The organism is Pseudomonas entomophila (assembly GCF_018417595.1).
Lineage (GTDB): Bacteria > Pseudomonadota > Gammaproteobacteria > Pseudomonadales > Pseudomonadaceae > Aquipseudomonas > Aquipseudomonas entomophila_C.
This window is the reverse complement of the sequence record NZ_CP070982.1, coordinates 1,288,891-1,306,530: the sequence shown is the minus strand read 5'-3', so window position 1 is coordinate 1,306,530 and position 17,640 is coordinate 1,288,891. Positions and strand designations below refer to the sequence as shown.

General features: G+C 61.2%; 19 protein-coding genes. 12 read left to right on the top strand and 7 right to left on the bottom strand.

Annotated elements, in window-relative coordinates; translation table 11 throughout:
- Window positions 1-103: 103 nt before the first annotated feature.
- The gene (apbC, locus tag JYG34_RS05700) at window positions 104-1,198 is read right to left on the bottom strand and encodes an iron-sulfur cluster carrier protein ApbC (RefSeq protein ID WP_213659825.1); all 1,095 of its coding nucleotides are present in this window, start codon (window positions 1,196-1,198) and stop codon (window positions 104-106) included.
- 157 nt (window positions 1,199-1,355) lie between these two features.
- Between apbC and metG the strand changes: the two genes are divergently transcribed.
- The 7 genes from metG to JYG34_RS05665 all read left to right on the top strand — a co-directional run bounded on the left by metG (window position 1,356) and on the right by JYG34_RS05665 (window position 7,153).
- On the top strand, window positions 1,356-3,395 hold the full coding sequence (metG, locus tag JYG34_RS05695; protein WP_213659824.1) for a methionine--tRNA ligase: 2,040 nt from the start codon (window positions 1,356-1,358) through the stop codon (window positions 3,393-3,395).
- A 92-nt stretch (window positions 3,396-3,487) separates the two neighbouring features.
- On the top strand, window positions 3,488-4,036 hold the full coding sequence (locus tag JYG34_RS05690; RefSeq protein ID WP_213659823.1) for an Rnf-Nqr domain containing protein: 549 nt from the start codon (window positions 3,488-3,490) through the stop codon (window positions 4,034-4,036).
- Between the two features lie 96 nt (window positions 4,037-4,132).
- Window positions 4,133-5,104, top strand: a complete 972-nt coding sequence (locus tag JYG34_RS05685) for an RnfABCDGE type electron transport complex subunit D (protein ID WP_213659822.1) — start codon at window positions 4,133-4,135, stop codon at window positions 5,102-5,104.
- Window positions 5,101-5,715 (top strand): RnfABCDGE type electron transport complex subunit G, encoded by a 615-nt coding sequence (locus JYG34_RS05680; protein WP_213659821.1) that lies wholly within the window; start codon window positions 5,101-5,103, stop codon window positions 5,713-5,715. Before JYG34_RS05685 ends, JYG34_RS05680 begins: the two co-directional genes overlap by 4 nt.
- Entirely contained in the window at window positions 5,708-6,229 is a 522-nt protein-coding gene (locus tag JYG34_RS05675; protein ID WP_213659820.1) for an NADH:quinone oxidoreductase, read from the top strand. The genes JYG34_RS05680 and JYG34_RS05675 overlap by 8 nt, the downstream gene beginning before the upstream one ends.
- A gap of 4 nt (window positions 6,230-6,233) precedes the next feature.
- Complete coding sequence (gene nth / locus JYG34_RS05670; RefSeq protein ID WP_011532527.1) at window positions 6,234-6,872, top strand: endonuclease III; 639 nt, start codon at window positions 6,234-6,236, stop codon at window positions 6,870-6,872.
- Between the two features lie 104 nt (window positions 6,873-6,976).
- Entirely contained in the window at window positions 6,977-7,153 is a 177-nt protein-coding gene (locus JYG34_RS05665) for a PA3496 family putative envelope integrity protein (RefSeq protein WP_011532526.1), read from the top strand.
- 50 nt (window positions 7,154-7,203) lie between these two features.
- Here JYG34_RS05665 and JYG34_RS05660 read toward each other — a convergent pair whose 3' ends face one another.
- Complete coding sequence (locus tag JYG34_RS05660; protein WP_213659819.1) at window positions 7,204-7,830, bottom strand: response regulator transcription factor; 627 nt, start codon at window positions 7,828-7,830, stop codon at window positions 7,204-7,206.
- A gap of 374 nt (window positions 7,831-8,204) precedes the next feature.
- On the opposite strand from JYG34_RS05660, the gene JYG34_RS05655 reads away from it, so the two are divergent.
- On the top strand, window positions 8,205-8,732 hold the full coding sequence (locus JYG34_RS05655; protein WP_213659818.1) for a hypothetical protein: 528 nt from the start codon (window positions 8,205-8,207) through the stop codon (window positions 8,730-8,732).
- Window positions 8,733-8,787: 55 nt separating this feature from the next.
- On the opposite strand, the gene JYG34_RS05650 is transcribed toward JYG34_RS05655, so the two are convergent.
- Window positions 8,788-10,005 carry an argininosuccinate synthase gene (locus JYG34_RS05650; protein WP_003254941.1) on the bottom strand — a complete coding sequence of 406 codons (1,218 nt, stop codon included), beginning with the start codon at window positions 10,003-10,005 and terminating at the stop codon, window positions 8,788-8,790.
- 127 nt (window positions 10,006-10,132) lie between these two features.
- Window positions 10,133-11,110, bottom strand: a complete 978-nt coding sequence (locus tag JYG34_RS05645) for a flagellar protein MotY (RefSeq protein WP_213659817.1) — start codon at window positions 11,108-11,110, stop codon at window positions 10,133-10,135.
- Window positions 11,111-11,240: 130 nt separating this feature from the next.
- Here JYG34_RS05645 and pyrC point away from each other — a divergent pair, with 130 nt between their 5' ends.
- Window positions 11,241-12,287 (top strand): dihydroorotase, encoded by a 1,047-nt coding sequence (gene pyrC / locus JYG34_RS05640; protein ID WP_213659816.1) that lies wholly within the window; start codon window positions 11,241-11,243, stop codon window positions 12,285-12,287.
- Window positions 12,288-12,346: 59 nt separating this feature from the next.
- Window positions 12,347-12,958: a ribonuclease T gene (gene rnt / locus JYG34_RS05635; protein ID WP_275679263.1), complete on the top strand. Its 612-nt coding sequence runs from the start codon at window positions 12,347-12,349 to the stop codon at window positions 12,956-12,958.
- A gap of 133 nt (window positions 12,959-13,091) precedes the next feature.
- Here the strand turns inward: rnt and JYG34_RS05630 are convergent, their stop codons facing one another.
- Window positions 13,092-13,694, bottom strand: coding sequence for a peroxiredoxin (locus tag JYG34_RS05630; RefSeq protein ID WP_009684560.1), 603 nt, complete (start codon window positions 13,692-13,694; stop codon window positions 13,092-13,094).
- A gap of 213 nt (window positions 13,695-13,907) precedes the next feature.
- Here JYG34_RS05630 and JYG34_RS05625 point away from each other — a divergent pair, with 213 nt between their 5' ends.
- Entirely contained in the window at window positions 13,908-14,129 is a 222-nt protein-coding gene (locus tag JYG34_RS05625; RefSeq protein WP_011532520.1) for a bacterioferritin-associated ferredoxin, read from the top strand.
- Between the two features lie 202 nt (window positions 14,130-14,331).
- Window positions 14,332-14,805 (top strand): bacterioferritin, encoded by a 474-nt coding sequence (gene bfr / locus JYG34_RS05620; protein WP_166884408.1) that lies wholly within the window; start codon window positions 14,332-14,334, stop codon window positions 14,803-14,805.
- A gap of 175 nt (window positions 14,806-14,980) precedes the next feature.
- Here the strand turns inward: bfr and grxD are convergent, their stop codons facing one another.
- Window positions 14,981-15,316, bottom strand: a complete 336-nt coding sequence (grxD, locus tag JYG34_RS05615; protein WP_213659815.1) for a Grx4 family monothiol glutaredoxin — start codon at window positions 15,314-15,316, stop codon at window positions 14,981-14,983.
- 91 nt (window positions 15,317-15,407) lie between these two features.
- The gene (locus JYG34_RS05610; protein ID WP_213659814.1) at window positions 15,408-17,516 is read right to left on the bottom strand and encodes a molybdopterin-dependent oxidoreductase; all 2,109 of its coding nucleotides are present in this window, start codon (window positions 17,514-17,516) and stop codon (window positions 15,408-15,410) included.
- Window positions 17,517-17,640 lie beyond the last annotated feature (124 nt).

The window sequence follows — 17,640 nt, the reverse complement described above, 5'->3', positions numbered from 1 at the left end:
GCGGCCCCCGCACTTCTCGCATCACCACTGAAATCCTGGGGCTGCTGCGCAGCCCTTTCGCGACACAAGGCTCCTACAGGGACCGCCACCCCATCACTCAGGCTCAATCCTCGCTGATGGTGATGTTCGGCATCGCCGGCGCCGTCGCTTCCTGCAGCACGATCCGCGCACCCACCTGTCGCGCCAGTTCCTGGTACACCATGGCGATCTGGCTTTCCGGCTCGGCAATGGCCGTGGGCTTGCCACTGTCGGCCTGCTCGCGGATCAACATCGACAACGGCAGCGAGGCCAGCAGTTCGACACCATATTGCGCCGCCAGCTTCTCGCCACCGCCCTCACCGAACAGGTGCTCGGCATGGCCGCAATTGGAGCAGATGTGCACGGCCATGTTCTCTACCACGCCCAGCACCGGGATGTTGACCTTGCGGAACATCTCAACGCCTTTCTTCGCATCGAGCAGGGCCAGGTCCTGCGGGGTGGTGACGATCACCGAACCCGCCACCGGTACTTTCTGCGCCAAGGTCAACTGGATGTCGCCGGTGCCCGGCGGCATGTCGATCACCAGGTAATCGAGGTCATCCCAGGCGGTTTGCGTGACCAGTTGCAGCAACGCCCCCGACACCATCGGGCCGCGCCAGACCATGGGTGTGTTGTCGTCGGTGAGGAAGGCCATGGACATGACTTCGACCCCATGAGCCTTGATCGGCACGAACCACTTCTGCTCGCGTACCTGCGGGCGGGTACCTTCAGGGATGCCGAACATCACCCCCTGGCTTGGGCCATAGATATCGGCATCGAGGATACCCACCCGGGCGCCTTCACGGGCCAGTGCCAGGGCCAGGTTGGCGGCGGTGGTCGACTTGCCCACCCCGCCCTTGCCCGAGGCCACGGCAATGACGTTCTTCACGCTGGCCAGGGCCGGCACCTGGGCCTGGGCCTTGTGGGTAGCGATCAGGCAATCGATGGTCACCCGGGCCGATGCGACACCTTCGAGGTTCTCGATCGCGTTCTGCAGCACCTGCGCCCAGCCGCCCTTGAACAAGCCGGCGGCATACCCCAACTGCAATTGCACGCTGACCTGCCCGCCCTGGATGTCGATGGCGCGCACACAACCGGCGCTGACCGGATCCTGGTTCAGGTAGGGGTCGGTGTACTGGCGAAGCACGCCCTCGACGGCGGCACGGGTGACGGCACTCATGAAGACTCCCATTGGCAAACTGAATACGTGACAGGCGCCTATGCTAACCCGTCAATCGTCAGCAGATGCGAACGCGGGGTGAAATAAATTCGCCAGCCCTTTATAGTGGCCGACCACCCTCATTTTTACCCGTAGCCAGATAAGTAGCCGAGCCACCATGTCCGAGCCACGTCAGATTCTCGTCACCAGCGCCCTGCCCTATGCCAATGGATCCATCCACCTTGGCCATATGCTCGAGTACATCCAGACTGACATGTGGGTTCGCTTCCAGAAACTGCGCGGCAACCAGTGCATCTACGTCTGCGCCGACGATGCCCATGGTTCGGCGATCATGCTGCGCGCCGAGAAGGAAGGCATCACGCCAGAACAGCTGATCGCCAATGTCCAGGCCGAGCACAGCAGCGACTTCGCCGACTTCCTGGTCGACTTCGACAACTTCCACTCCACGCACAGCGAGGAGAACCGCGAGCTGTCGGGCCTGATCTACACCCGCCTGCGCGACGCCGGGCACATCGCCACCCGTTCGGTGACCCAGTACTTCGACCCCGAGAAGGGCATGTTCCTCGCCGACCGCTTCATCAAGGGCACCTGCCCCAAGTGCGCGGCCGAGGACCAGTACGGCGACAACTGCGAGAAGTGCGGCGCCACCTACGCCCCGACCGAACTGAAGAACCCGAAGTCGGCGATCTCCGGCGCCACCCCGGTGCTGCGCGACTCGCAGCACTTCTTCTTCAAGCTGCCGGACTTCCAGGCCATGCTGCAGCAGTGGACCCGCAGCGGCACACTGCAGGATGCCGTGGCCAACAAACTCGCCGAATGGCTGGACTCGGGCCTGCAGGAATGGGACATCTCCCGTGACGCGCCCTACTTCGGCTTCGAGATCCCAGGCGAGCCGGGCAAGTACTTCTACGTCTGGCTGGATGCACCGATCGGCTACATGGCCAGCTTCAAGAACCTCTGCGCACGCCGCCCGGAGCTGGACTTCGACGCCTTCTGGAGCGAAGAATCCAAGGCCGAGCTGTACCACTTCATCGGCAAGGACATCGTCAACTTCCACGCCCTGTTCTGGCCTGCCATGCTCGAAGGCTCGGGCTTCCGCAAGCCCACTGCGGTCAACGTGCACGGCTATCTGACCGTCAACGGCGCAAAGATGTCCAAGTCGCGCGGCACCTTCATCAAGGCCCGCACCTACCTCGATCACCTGCAGCCGGAATACCTGCGCTACTACTACGCCGCGAAGCTGGGCCGTGGTGTCGACGACCTCGACCTGAACCTTGAGGACTTCGTGCAGAAGGTCAACTCCGATCTGGTCGGCAAGGTGGTCAACATCGCCAGCCGCTGCGCCGGTTTCATCCACAAGGGCAATGACGGCGTGATGGTGGCCGGCGATGCCGCACCCGAGCTGACCGAAGCCTTCCTCGCCGCCGCCCCGTCCATCGCCGAGGCTTACGAAAGCCGCGACTTTGGCCGCGCCATGCGCGAGATCATGGCCCTGGCCGATCGCGCCAACGCCTGGATCGCCGACAAGGCTCCGTGGTCGCTGGCCAAGCAGGAAGGCAAGCAGGAAGAGGTGCAGGCCATCTGCGCCCAGGGCATCAATCTGTTCCGCCAGCTGGTGATCTTCCTCAAGCCAGTATTGCCACTGCTGGCCACAGACGCCGAGGCGTTCCTCAACGTCGCCCCGCTGACCTGGAACGACCACCTGTCCCGCCTGGAAAACCACAAGCTCAACCCGTTCAAGGCACTGATGAGTCGCATCGAGCCGGCCAAGGTCGAAGCCATGATCGCCGCCAGCAAGGAAGACCTGCTCGCCGCAGAAACCAAGGCCCCCGCCGGCAATGGCGAACTGACGAAGGATCCACTGTCGGCCGAGATCGAATTCGACACCTTCGCCGCGGTCGACCTGCGCGTCGCACTGATCGTCAAGGCTGAAGCCGTGCCCGGCGCCGACAAATTGCTGCAACTGACCCTGGACATCGGTGACGAGCGTCGCAACGTGTTCTCCGGCATCAAGTCGGCCTACCCCGACCCGAGCAAGCTGGAAGGTCGCCTGACCATGATGGTGGCCAACCTCAAGCCACGGAAAATGCGTTTCGGGGTGTCTGAAGGCATGGTCATGGCAGCCGGCCCTGGCGGCGAAGAGATCTACCTGCTGAGCCCTGACAGCGGCGCCAAGCCTGGTCAGCGCATCAAATAAGCCCACCTCCTGCCCCGGCCATTTGGCCGGGGCATTTCCATCCAGCGCCTGCTGCCGGATAATCACGGCATCCCAAGCCGGCAGGCATTGTCATGAGCGACTACGTCCTGGTCCTGGTCAGCGCCGCGCTGATCAATCACCTGGCCTTGCAGCCAGAGCAAGCCGAGCGCAATCGGCTGCATGTGCTCGGCCTGTGCAGCGGGCTTCTGTTCCTGATCGGGCTCCCCGGTGGCGTGTTGCTGCACACATACGTGCTGGCACCGCTGCAATGGCAGGGCTTGCAGCTGTTCCTTTTGTTGCCGCTGATGATGGCTCTGGCGTGGGGGCTGCCGCATGCGCTGCAACGACTTATCCCGAACTGGCCCACGAACGACCTGCAGCCCTTGCTGATAGGCAACGTCGCGCTGCTAGGCTTGTTGTTGCAGCTCACCGGAGAGGACCACGGCCCATGGCAGGCCCTGGTCTGGGGTGTGCTGGCGGGCGCAGGTTTCTGGCTTGCCTTGGTGCTGTTCTGCGACCTGCGCGAGCGTAGTCGCCAAACGGACGTTCCCGTGGCTTTGCGCGGCCTGCCGATCGAACTCCTCGGTGCCGGCGTAATGGCCATGGCGTTCTCGGGGCTCAATGGAATATTCACACAATGAGGCTGACTCATCGTATCGACGCCCCGGCCGAGCGACTGCATTCTCTGGCATTCGCCGCCGAACACGCCTGCCAACCCCACGAAGCGCTGCAAGGCCATGCAAGCGCCTGACCCGCGCCTGCGCAATGCCATGGGCGTGGTCCTGCTGGGCTGCGCTCCGGGCATCCTGGCAATGTTCTGGCTGCTGGGCTGGGGCGTGCTGATCAACCTGGTGTCATGCATCAGTGCCGCCCTGCTTACAGAGGCGCTGCTGCTGACGTTGCGCAAACAGCCCATGAAAAGCACCCTGAGTGATTTCAGTGCGCTGGTGACTGCCGTGTTGCTCGCTGCGGCATTGCCAAGCCAGGCGCCCTGGTGGCTGCCGTTTTGCGCCACGGCCGTTGCCATTGGCTTGGGCAAGCAGGCCTTTGGCGGCGTCGGTCGCAACCTGTTCAACCCCGCCATGGTTGGCTACGCGTTCGTCCTGTTGAGTTTTCCCCTGCAGATGCACCACTGGCCCGGCCAGGCAGTCGGCTTGATTGACAGCCTGCAACAGGCCTTCGCCCCGGGCGAACAGGTCGACGCCTGGGCCAGCCCGACCGTGCTCGATGCGTTGAAGCACAATCGTAGCCTGACGATCGACGAGTTGTTCAGCCAGAATCCAGCCTTCGGCCACCTGGGTGGACGCGATAGCGAATGGGTGAACCTGGCATTCCTGCTGGGCGGTCTGTTCCTGCTGCAACGCAAGGTGTGCACCTGGCACGCCCCCGCAGGCCTGCTCGGTGCCATCTTCCTGTGCAGCTTGCTGGGCTGGAATGGATCAGGCTCCGACTCCCACGGCTCACCACTGCTGCACCTGCTCTCGGGCTCGACCATGCTTGCCGCGTTCTTCATTGCCACCGAGCCGGTTTCCGGTTGCCGGCGCCCACTTGCCCGCCTGGTGTTCGGCATGGGCTGCGGCCTGTTGATCTACCTGATCCGCATCTGGGGCAATTTCCCCGACGGCACCGCGTTCGCCATCCTGCTGATGAACCTGGCAGTACCAGGCCTGGATCGTTGGGCAGAGCACCGGGAACAGGGGCAAGCATGAACGCTCGTACAACCACGGCCCTCATATTGATTGCAGTCACCGGGCTGAGCGTGGGCCTCAGCCTTGCCTGGCGACACTGGACCGCCGGCAGCATTGCTGAAGCCGAACGCCAGTTGCACGAACGCCAATGGTTAGCGGTGCTGCCCCTGGGCAGCTATGATAACCAGCCATTGCTGGCCCCCCTTGAGCTGGCAGATTCGACCTTGCGTCATAGCCGCCTGCTGACCGGCTACCGCGCAACGCGTGCCGGCAAGCTGTCGGCCGTGGTGCTGCGCAGTGGCTTGCAGGGCTATGGTGGGCCGATCGAGTTGGCCATCGCCATTGATGCCCAAGGCCGCCTGATCGGCGTCCGGGTTCTTCACCAACAGGAGAGCCCCGGCCTGGGCGACCAGTTGGCCAACCCGACATCGCGCTGGCTCGATCAGTTTATCGGGAGTCGACGTGACACCCCTCCCGAACAGGCTTGGGCGCTGAAGCGCGATCAGGGTGTATTCGACCAACTGGCCGGAGCGACGGTGACCTCGCGCGCCGTGATCGATGCCATTCAGGATGCGTTGCGCTACTTCGACGAGCATAAGCCACTGCTCACCAGCGAGGCTGCCGATGAATAGATATTGGTTACTGATTGCCAACCTACCGCCCCTCATCGGCGCGACCGGGACAATCCTGCAGGGCGTGGCCATAGCCGTTTGCAGCCTGTTGCTGGTGAGCCTGCACCAAGGCTTGATGTATCCGCTACGCAACGTTCTCGCCCCCCTGCCACGCCTGTATGCGAGCGTCATGCTGGCGGCATCCCTGGCAACTTGCCTGCAACTTGGACTACGCGCCTGGGCCCTGCCCCTGGCGCTGGCCTTGGGGTACTATCCGACACTCCTGGCCTTGCCGTGCCTCGCCATTGACCTGCTGCTACCCACCAAGGGCCGCTGGCGCCCATTGCTGACCCACCTGTGTGGCCTGTTGCTGGCTTGCCTGGCGCTGGCCGCCTGCCGCCAACTGGCAAATGACTGGTTGGGGCTGCATATCGCCCAGCTCGCCCCTGGCGCCCTTCTGCTGCTCGGTCTGCTGCTGGGCTTGTACAATCACCTGCGCCCACCTACCTCACCCCGTCGTCAAGGAACCCTTTGACCCCATGAATGCCGCCAAACGCCTGGAGATCTTTCGCAGGCTGCATGAAGACAATCCCGACCCCAAGACCGAACTGGCTTATTCAACACCTTTCGAACTGCTGATCGCCGTCATCCTCTCGGCCCAGGCCACCGATGTGGGCGTCAACAAGGCCACCGCGCGCCTGTTCCCCGTGGCCAACACCCCGCAAGCCATTCACGCGCTTGGCGTGGAGGGGCTGAGTGATTACATCAAGACCATTGGGCTCTACAACAGCAAGGCGAAGAATGTCATCGAGACCTGTCGCCTGCTGGTCGAACAGCACGATGGTGAAGTGCCGCAGACCCGTGAAGCACTCGAAGCCTTGCCCGGTGTGGGGCGCAAAACCGCAAACGTCGTGCTCAACACCGCTTTCCGCCAGTTGGCCATGGCGGTCGATACGCACATTTTCCGCGTCAGCAATCGCACAGGCATTGCCCCCGGCAAGACCGTTCTGGAGGTGGAGAAGAAGCTGCTCAAGTTCGTCCCCAAGGACTATCTGCTTGACGCCCACCACTGGCTGATCCTGCATGGACGCTACGTTTGCCAGGCCCGCAAGCCCCGCTGCGGCAGTTGCCGTATCGAGGACCTTTGCGAATACAAGCACAAGACTTCGGACGATTGAGACGACAGGCAAAAACTGTTGAATACGATTGAAAAAATCTTTTTTACCCGCTTCATGATTCCCGCTATAAGGACGGCCAAGGGCCCTTTGGCTTGGAGTGACGCATGAGCACCGATAAAGAAGACTTGGCTATCGACGAAGATTTCCAGAGCGCGGACGAGGACGTGGAACCGCAGGCCGAACCGGCCAAGACCAACCTCAGCAAGCGCCGCACCATTGACAACATGCTGGAAGAACGACGCCTGCAGAAGCAATTGGCCGACTTCGACTACGACCTGTAGCACAGTCAAGAAAAAGCCTCCTGAACGGAGGCTTTTTCTTCGGCAAACACTCAGGCCAAGCCGTGACGCTGGGCCAGTTCGATGAGGTCCACCAACGACCGTGCGTTGAGCTTGAGCAACAAACGCGTCTTGTAGGTACTCACCGTCTTGTTGCTGAGGAACATGCTGTCGGCGATTTCCTTATTGCTCCTGCCGCGCGCCAGTTGTTGCAACACCATCATCTCCCTGCCAGAGAGACGTTCGACCATCTCTACTTCCGTTCCGCCACCCACCCCGGTCCTGCCCTTGTGCAACGCCTGATTGGGGAAGTAGCTGTAGCCTGACAGCACAGCCTTGATCGCACTGAGCAACTCTGTCAGGTCTTGCTGTTTGCAGACATAACCAGCGGCACCTGCCTGCATGCAGCGCATCGAGAAATGCCCCGGTGCCTGGGAGGTCAGTACCAGCACCTTGCTCGCAGGACTGACCAGGGTTATCCGGGCGACGACTTCCAGCCCATCGAGCTTGGGAATTCCAATATCCAGAATGACAATATCGGGTAGATGTTCCCGCGTCAGTTGCAAGGCATCCACACCGTTGTCGGTTTCTGCCACCACCTCGTAACCATGCCGCTCCATCAGCATGCGTACCGCCAGGCGAATGACCGGGTGATCATCCACGATCAGCACTTTGTTCATGCGATATCCATTGTTTCGTTATTTTAAATTACGACACTCCACCATAACCGAACATCGCAACGCTTTATGCAACGGTTTCCTTGGCAGATACATTCAAAGAGACTTCTTACTCCATTCAAGGAAATTTCCTACATGCCCTCCCCCGATACTCGAGGCCATGACCTTGCAGGCTGCAGCACTAAAAAAATAGCACTGGCACGAACTGAATAAAATCGAAAACCATTTACATTCCGCGCAGGAAACTTCAACGCCCTGCGCAGAATATTCGACCCCATCACTCGATAAGTCGGTTTTCCTCACAAGGAACCAGCACCGGCTTATCCTGTGGCGTCAAACAGGCTACTGATGTGCGATAACCGTCGCAGGCACTTATCATGAGTCAAGAATCAATCAGTCCACTGGCCCTCATCGCCGTGTTCGCCGGTGTCATCGAAGCCTCGGCACTGGCCTCGCTGCCATTCCTGAGCGAAAGCAGTCAGACCATCTACACATGGTTCCTGGTGGGGTTTCCATTTTTTCTGACTGTATTGTTTTTCCTGACGCTCAACTTCAACAGCAATACATTGTTTGCCCCCGACAAGCACGCTGCGCCAGCGCCCTGCGATCCCCCCGACAAAACATCGCCCTCCCAGGCCGCAAGCACACCTCTGGAAAGCTTGGCACCACGAACCATTGCCGAAAAGCCATCTGATTCGAGTGAAGACCCCATGGTCATTGCCATCTCTGGTCCGGACAGCCGCAAGCTGATCGAGAATCAGGTACTGCGCCTGATCAATCGCCCGCATCGAGCGACCCGACGCTGGACGCTGTACAACCTCGATACACGCACATGCATCCAGTTCACGGTCAGTCCCATGCAGGGCAGTGTCGAAACGCCACCGAACAATAATCACCCGCCCTGAGTAACAGGCAATAAAAAACCCGGCCAAAGCCGGGTTTTTTCATCACCATCCAGACTCAGAGCAGCGAACGCCCCTTGTTGGCCGCAATACGCATGCGCAGTGCATTCAACTTGATGAAACCTGCCGCGTCAGCCTGGTTGTAGGCGCCACCATCTTCCTCGAAGGTCGCAATGTTGGCATCGAACAACGAATCGTCAGACTTGCGGCCGACAACAGTCACGTTACCCTTGTACAACTTCAGACGGACGACACCGTTCACATTGACCTGCGAAGCGTCGATCATCTGCTGCAGCATCAGTCGCTCAGGGCTCCACCAGTAGCCGGTGTAGATCAGGCTGGCGTACTTCGGCATCAGCTCATCCTTCAGGTGAGCGACTTCTCGGTCCAGGGTGATCGACTCGATGGCGCGGTGCGCCTTGAGCATGATGGTGCCGCCTGGGGTCTCGTAGCAGCCACGAGACTTCATGCCGACGTAGCGGTTCTCGACGATGTCCAGGCGGCCGATGCCATTGGCACCGCCGATGCGGTTCAGGTCGGCGAGCACGGTGGCAGGCGATTTCTCGACGCCGTCGATAGCGACGATGTCACCGTTGCGGTAGGTGAGCTCGATGTAGGTGGCCTGGTCCGGGGCGTTCTCCGGAGAGACGCTCCAACGCCACATGTCTTCCTCGTGCTCGGTCCAGGTATCTTCCAGGACACCGCCTTCGTAGGAGATGTGCAGCAGGTTGGCGTCCATCGAGTACGGCGACTTCTTCTTGCCGTGGCGCTCGATCGGGATGCCGTGCTTCTCGGCGTAGTCCATCAGTTTCTCGCGGGACAGCAAGTCCCACTCGCGCCACGGGGCGATAACCTTGACGCCAGGCTTGAGCGCATAAGCGCCCAACTCGAAACGCACCTGGTCATTACCCTTGCCGGTCGCACCGTGGGAAATGGCGTCGGCGCCAGTTTCGTTGGCGATCTCGATCAGGCGCTTGGCGATCAGCGGACGGGCGATGGAGGTACCCAGCAGGTACTCGCCTTCGTAGACGGTGTTGGCGCGGAACATCGGGAAGACGAAGTCACGCACGAACTCTTCGCGCAGGTCGTCGATGTAGATTTCTTTCACGCCCATCGCCTGGGCCTTGGCGCGGGCCGGTTCGACCTCCTCGCCCTGCCCCAGGTCAGCGGTGAAGGTCACCACTTCACAGTTGTAGGTGTCCTGCAGCCACTTGAGAATCACCGAAGTATCAAGGCCGCCGGAATACGCCAATACGACCTTTTTTACGTCCGCCATGCCATCACTCCACGGGATTGTACGGAAAGGCGTGATTCTACCGGCCTTGCCGAAAAATTTACAATGGGGCGACAGCTTGTGACGACAAAGCGACAGGAACTGTCGAGGGCGCGACCCGTGGTCGCACTCAGGCCTTGGTTGCGGGCAGAGGTTTGGCGGGGGCTGCGGCAGGAGCAGAGGGAGCGGCCGGAATCGGCGCGGCCGCGGCCGGGGCCACAGGTGCAGCGGGCTTTTCCACCGGTTTCTCCACCGGGGTCACACGGTCGAGCTGGATATTCACCCGGCGGTTGCGCGCACGGTTGGCGGCACTGTTGTTCTTGGCCAGTGGATAGCGCTCGCCATGGAAGCGCACGGTGATCTGGTCTTCCGGCACACCATGGGCCTTCAAGTACTCGGCCACGGCCAGGGCGCGGCGGCGGGAGGTGTCGCGGTTGGTCAGGCGATTGCCGCTGTTGTCGGAATGGCCGTCGAGTTCGACGTGGTTGACCGACGGGTCGGCCTTCAGGTAGTCAAGGATCACATCCAGCCGTGCCCGTCCCGAGGCGTCGAGCTCGATGCCAGCGCCAGGGAAGCCGACCTGGGTCTGGCGGATCTGGTCGAAGTTCATCGGCAACAGTTTCGCGGCGCACGCCTGATACTCACCATAGGCCTTGGTGAAACTCACGGGCAATACGTGCACTTCCATCGGCCGCCCACCTTCACCGGTATAGTTACGCACCACCGTGCTGCGACCATCGAGCAGGCCATTGATCAAACGGCTGGCCTGGCCCTGGGACGAGGTGAACAACACCCCGGTGCGGGCCATGCGCACGGCCCCAAGGTTCACGTCGCCGCGCCCCGGTTGCCAGGGTGCCGCCGCTGCCAGCAGGGTGGCGGAGCCGGCACCCAGCACATTGCTGTCCGAACGCAGCTGGAAGGTCGGCTGTTCGCCGGCGCGGCGCACGAACTCACCGCTGCCGAAACCGTCGATCGGCTGGATCAGGCGACACTCGAACTGGTCACCCTCGACTTTCCAGGCGACGTTCTCCACGCGAGTCTGGAAGGTCAGGGCCCCGGCCGGCAAGCTGGCGACGAGGGTGAACAGGGCTAGGTAACGCTGGCGCACGGGCGGCTCCACAGATTCTGACGGCTTACCTCAAGGCTATCGGTCGCTCGTCGGAAAACTTGATAGCCGTGCTTGAACAAGGGTTTTCCGGTACGATTGGCTTCTGAGTTCGACCCGCCTGGAATTCCCAATGTCCGATCGCCTGACCCTCCTGCGCCCCGACGACTGGCACATCCATCTGCGCGATGGTGCCGTCCTGCAACATACCGTCGGCGACGTGGCGCGCACCTTCGCCCGCGCCATCATCATGCCCAATCTCGTACCACCAGTACGCAATGCCACTGAAGCCGGCGCCTACCGCGAGCGCATCCTCGCCGCGCGCCCAGCCGGCAGCCGCTTCGAACCGCTGATGGTGCTCTATCTTACCGACCGCACCAGCCCCGAGGATATCCGCGCGGCCAAAGCCAGTGGTTTCGTGTATGCCGCCAAGCTCTATCCGGCCGGCGCCACCACCAACTCCGACTCGGGCGTGACCAGCATCGACAACATTTTCCCGGCGATCGAGGCCCTGGCCGAAACCGGCATGCCGCTGCTGGTGCATGGTGAAGTGACACGCAGCGAGATCGACGTGTTCGACCGTGAGAAGCGCTTCATCGACGAGCACATGCGCCGCCTGGTTGAACGCTTCCCCACGCTGAAAGTGGTGTTCGAGCACATCACCACCGCCGATGCCGCGCAGTTCGTCACCGAGGCCTCGGCCAATGTCGGCGCGACCATCACCGCCCAGCACCTGCTGTATAACCGCAACCACATGCTGGTCGGTGGCATCCGCCCGCACTTCTATTGCCTGCCCATCCTGAAGCGCAACACCCACCAGGTGGCGCTGCTGGATGCCGCCACCAGCGGCAATCCGAAGTTCTTCCTTGGTACCGACTCGGCGCCCCACGCCAAGCACGCCAAGGAAGCCGCTTGCGGCTGCGCCGGTTGCTACACCGCCTATGCCGCCATCGAGCTGTACGCCGAGGCATTCGAGCAGCGCAACGCGCTGGACAAGCTCGAAGGCTTCGCCAGCAAGCATGGCCCGGACTTCTACGGCCTGCCGCGCAACACCGACACGATCACCCTGGTGCGTGACGAATGGACCGCGCCGGACAGCCTGCCGTTTGGTGACAACACCGTGATTCCGTTGCGTGCAGGTGAAAAGCTGCGCTGGCGCCTGCTGGAGGACAACGCGTGAGCGAAGACCTCTACGAAGACGATCAGGACAGCCAGGTCAGCAGCGGCTCGCGCCACCCCATGGCCGAGCGCTTCCGCGGCTACCTGCCGGTAGTCGTCGATGTCGAAACGGGCGGTTTCAACAGTGCCACCGACGCACTGCTGGAAATCGCCGCCGTGACCATCGGCATGGACGAAAAAGGCTTCCTGTTCCCCGAGCACACCTACTTCTACCGGGTCGAACCGTTCGAAGGGGCAAACATCGAAGCGGCTGCGCTGGAATTCACCGGCATCAAGCTCGACCACCCACTGCGCATGGCGGTGAGCGAGGAAAGCGCGCTCACCGACATCTTCCGAGGTGTGCGCAAGGCCTTGAAAGCCAATGGTTGCAAGCGGGCAATTCTGGTCGGGCACAACAGCAGCTTCGACCTGGGCTTCCTCAACGCTGCAGTGGCGCGCAACGACATCAAGCGCAACCCGTTCCACCCGTTCTCCAGCTTCGACACGGCCACCCTCGCCGGCCTGGCCTATGGCCAGACCGTACTGGCACGAGCCTGCCAGAGCGCCGACATCGACTTTGATGGTCGTGAGGCCCACTCGGCACGTTACGACACCGAGAAGACCGCCGAACTGTTCTGCGGCATCGTCAACCGCTGGAAAGAAATGGGCGGCTGGCGCGATTTCAACGATTGAGCTGCAAGCCACGAGCTTCAAGCGACAAGGAAAAGCAAGTGGCATGCGCCCTGCTTCTTTCTTGTCGCTTACAGCTTGAAGCTTGAAATAAAAAAACCGGCCACGGAGGCCGGTTTTTTTATTCGCGTGGCGATTACAGCTTGCCAGCGTTCTCGCTCAGGTAAGCCGCGACACCTTCCGGCGAAGCGTTCATGCCCTTGTCGCCTTTCTTCCAGTTGGCCGGGCAGACTTCACCGTGCTCTTCGTGGAATTGCAGGGCGTCGACCAGGCGCAGCAGCTCGTCCATGTTGCGACCCAGCGGCAGGTCGTTGACGATCTGCGAACGGACAACACCGTTGGTGTCGATCAGGAAGGCACCACGGAAGGCCACGCCGCCTTCGGACTCGACGTCGTAGGCCTTGCAGATTTCGTGGGTCATGTCGGCAGCCAAGGTGTACTTGACCTGGCCGATGCCGCCGTTGTTGACCGGGGTGTTACGCCAGGCGTTGTGGGTGAAGTGCGAGTCGATCGACACGCCGATCACTTCCACGTTGCGTGCCTGGAAGTCAGGGATGCGGTGGTCCAGGGCGATCAGCTCGGACGGGCAGACGAAGGTGAAGTCCAGCGGGTAGAAGAACACCAGGCCGTACTTGCCTTTGATGGCCGAGGCCAGGTTGAAGCTGTCGACGATCTCGCCGTTGCCCAGCACGGCCGGTACGGTGAAGTCAGGGGCTTTTTTGCCTACGAGTACACTCATTCGATTTCTCCTGATGAGGGGTAAAACCTTGTCCGGATGAGACAGGCCCACCCGGAATCCGACAAAGGCCGACCATCATACACGGCTTATGGTGACAGGCCGAATCTCTACCACCGGTCGCTCAAGGACAGCCCTTTCAGAAAGTGCTTTGACAAGCATTCTCATTACCATTACTCTCCAACCCATCGACTCAACCCGCGATGGTTAGCCCTTATGTATGTGTGTCTTTGTGTCGGTGTCACCGACGGACAGATCCGCGATGCGATCTACGAAGGATGCTGCAGCTACAAGGAAGTTCGAGCCGCCACCAATGTCGCCAGCCAATGTGGCAAGTGCGCCTGCCTCGCCAAGCAGGTGGTGCGTGAAACCCTGACCGAGCTGCAACTCAGCCAACAGGCCGTGCTGCCCTACCCCGTTGAATTCAACGCGGCGTAACAAAACAGAATTTGAAGAACCGGACCCCGCGTCCGGTTTTTTTATGCCTGTAATTCAATAAGTTAGCGCCATAACGCGGTTCACAAACATTCTTATTCCTATTAAATTTCACTTATTATTCAATAACTTAGGTTTGACATAGGGGGTAGCCAGGCTCAAACTTGTGGCCATTGGCTCAACTTCCACAGGGCAGGACCCCATCATGAAAGGCGACGTAAGCGTCATCCAGCATCTCAACAAGATCCTCGGAAACGAGCTGGTCGCAATCAACCAGTACTTCCTGCATGCGCGCATGTACGAAGATTGGGGCCTGAACAAGCTCGGCAAGCACGAGTACAAGGAATCCATCGACGAGATGAAGCACGCTGACAAACTGATCAAGCGTATTCTCTTCCTCGAAGGTATCCCCAACGTCCAGGACCTGGGCAAGCTGCTGATCGGCGAGCACACCAAAGAGATGCTCGAGTGCGACCTGAAGATCGAGAAGAAGGGCCACGCCGACCTCAAGGCCGCCATCGCCCATTGCGAAACCGCTGGCGATTTCGGCTCCCGTGAATTGCTCGAAGACATCCTCGAATCCGAGGAAGAGCACATCGACTGGCTGGAGACTCAACTGGGCCTGATCGACAAGATCGGCATCGAGAACTACCTGCAATCGCAGATGGGCGAAGAATAAGCCCACTTGCCGGTAGGGGCTTTAGCCGCGATGAAGGCAATGCGGTGCATGGCACCCGCCTTGCGGGTGATCGCGGCTAAAGCCGCTCCTACAGACCCTACAAAAGCACGCGCCGAGTCGATTCAGAAAACAAAAAGCCCCGCAATCGCGGGGCTTTTTGTGTGCAAGGGCCGGATCAGGCCTCGGAAGCCTTGGCCTTGGCGGCAGCTTCCTTGATAAGAGCCTGCAGTTCGCCGTTGGCGAACATCTCGCTCATGATGTCACTGCCACCAACCAGTTCACCGGCGACCCACAGTTGCGGGAAGGTCGGCCAGTTGGCGTACTTGGGCAGGTTGGCGCGGATTTCCGGGTTCTGCAGGATGTCGACGTAGGCGAACTTCTCGCCACAACCCATCACGGCTTGCGCCGCCTTGGCCGAGAAGCCGCACTGCGGGGCATTCGGCGAGCCTTTCATGTAAAGCAGAATGGTGTTGTTGGCGATCTGCTCTTTGATTGTTTCGATGATATCCATGAAGCACCTCGGCTGAACTTTCCGACGTGATCGTCGGCACGGTGGCGCATTGTAACGGAAAGCCGAGCGGCATGCTCGGCCTTGCCGATCGTCAGGCGGCTTCCACCTCAACCGGCACCCCATTGAGCGCGGCATTGCCGGAAACTCCGTCGCGCAAGTGCTCGTCGGTCAGGTCGTTGGCACTCACACCGGGCTGCGCGCTGGCGATCTGCAACTGCGCGCCCTGGCGGGCGTGGCCATAGCCATGGGGCAGGCTGACCACGCCTGGCATCATCTCCTCGCTGGCCTGCACCTGCACTTCGAGCGCACCGGTGCGCGAACGCACTCGAACGGTCTGGCCGTCCTGCAATTGCCGCAGGCGCAAGTCGTCCGGATGCATCAGCAACTGATGGCGTGGCTTGCCTTTCACCAGTCGATGAAAGTTGTGCATCCATGAATTGTTGCTGCGCACATGGCGACGGCCGATCAGCAGCAGTTGCCCAGGGGCGAGCGGCACCTGCCGGGCAAGCCTCTGCAAGTCGGCGAGCAGCACCGCGGGCGCCGCCTCGACCGCCCGGCTGGCCGTGCCCAGGCGCGCCGCAAGGTTCGGCCGCAACGGCCCCAGGTCCAGGCCGTGCGGATGCTGCTTGAGCGCCTGTACGGACAACTGCAGCGGCGACAAGTCGCCATGACGCCCTTTGCGCAGGGCGAGGTCGATCATCTGCGCCGGAGGGAGCGTCGCCTTGAGTTCGACCTGCGCCCGCCTGGCGAACGCCTTCGCCAGACCGACGAAAATCTCCCAGTCATGCAAGGCGCCTTCAGGCTTGGGCAGGATCGCTCGGTTGAAACGGGTGACATTGCGCACTGCCAACAGATTGAACGTGGAATCGTAATGGTCGTTTTCCAGCGCTGAGGTTGAGGGTAGGATCAGGTCCGCATGACGGGTGGTCTCATTGATGTACAGATCGATGCTGAGCATGAAGTCGAGCCCCGTCAGCGCCTCGTCCAGGCGCCGGCCGTTGGGTGTGGACAACACCGGGTTGCCGGCCACCGTCACCAATGCCCGCACCTGCCCTTCGCCGGGTTCGAGGATTTCCTCGGCCAATGCCGAAACCGGCAACTCGCCAGCGTACTCTGGCAGGCCGGAAACCCGGCTCTGCCATTGGTTGAAATGGCCACCCGAAGTGCTGGCGACCAGATCCACCGCAGGCTCGGTACACAAGGCGCCCCCTTCGCGATCGAGGTTGCCGGTGACCAGGTTGATCAACTGCACCAGCCAGTGGCACAGCGAGCCGAATGCCTGGGTGGATACACCCATCCGGCCATAGCACACAGCCCTTTCGGCGGCAGCGAAGTCACGAGCCAGTTGACGGATATCGTCCTGCGCTACACCACACAACTCACTCATGGCGCCAACGTCGAAGGGAGCGATAGCCTCACGCACCTGCTCCAGGCCATTGACTGGCAGGTGCGAGCCACGGCCCAGGTTCTCGGCGAACAGGGTGTGCAATACCCCACACAACAGCGCCGCATCACCACCGGGGCGGATGAACAAGTGCGTGTCGGCCATCGCCGCCGTCTCGCTGCGCCGAGGGTCGACCACCACCAGCCGCCCTCCCCTGGCCTTCAGTGCCTTCAAGCGTTTCTCCACATCCGGCACGGTCATGATGCTGCCGTTGGAAGCCAGCGGGTTGCCACCGAGGATGAGCATGAAGTCGGTGTGATCGATATCCGGGATCGGCAGTAGCAGGCCATGCCCATACATCAGGTGGCTGACCAGGTGCTGGGGTAGTTGGTCCACCGAGGTGGCGGAATAGCGATTTCGGGTCTTCAGAAGCCCCAGGAAATAATTGCTGTGGGTCATCAGGCCGTAGTTATGCACGCTGGGGTTGCCCTGGTACACCGCCACGGCATTGCGCCCATGGCTCTGCTGGACCGCCCACAGACGCTCGGCGGCAAACTCGAAGGCCTCGTCCCAGCTGATTGCCTGCCATTGTTCGCCGCTGCGCCTATGGGGCTGGCGCAGGCGATCGGGGTCCTCCTGGATATCCTGCAGCGCGACCGCCTTGGGGCAGATATGACCACGGCTGAACGGGTCCTGCGGGTCGCCTTTGATCGAACTGATGCGCGCCCGCCCATCGGCTTCATGAGTGACTTCGATGCTCAGGCCGCAGATGGCCTCGCACAAATGACAGGCTCGGTGATGCAGGGTCTTGGTCATGGCCGCCTCTGCCTTGTTGTTCTGGATGAACGACTATGCGCCGACCGCCGCAGGCGTGCCAGTGAGGTTCGCGGTGTGAATCGGGCGACATCAGGCGCACGATTCACGACGGCGGGTTTGCCAA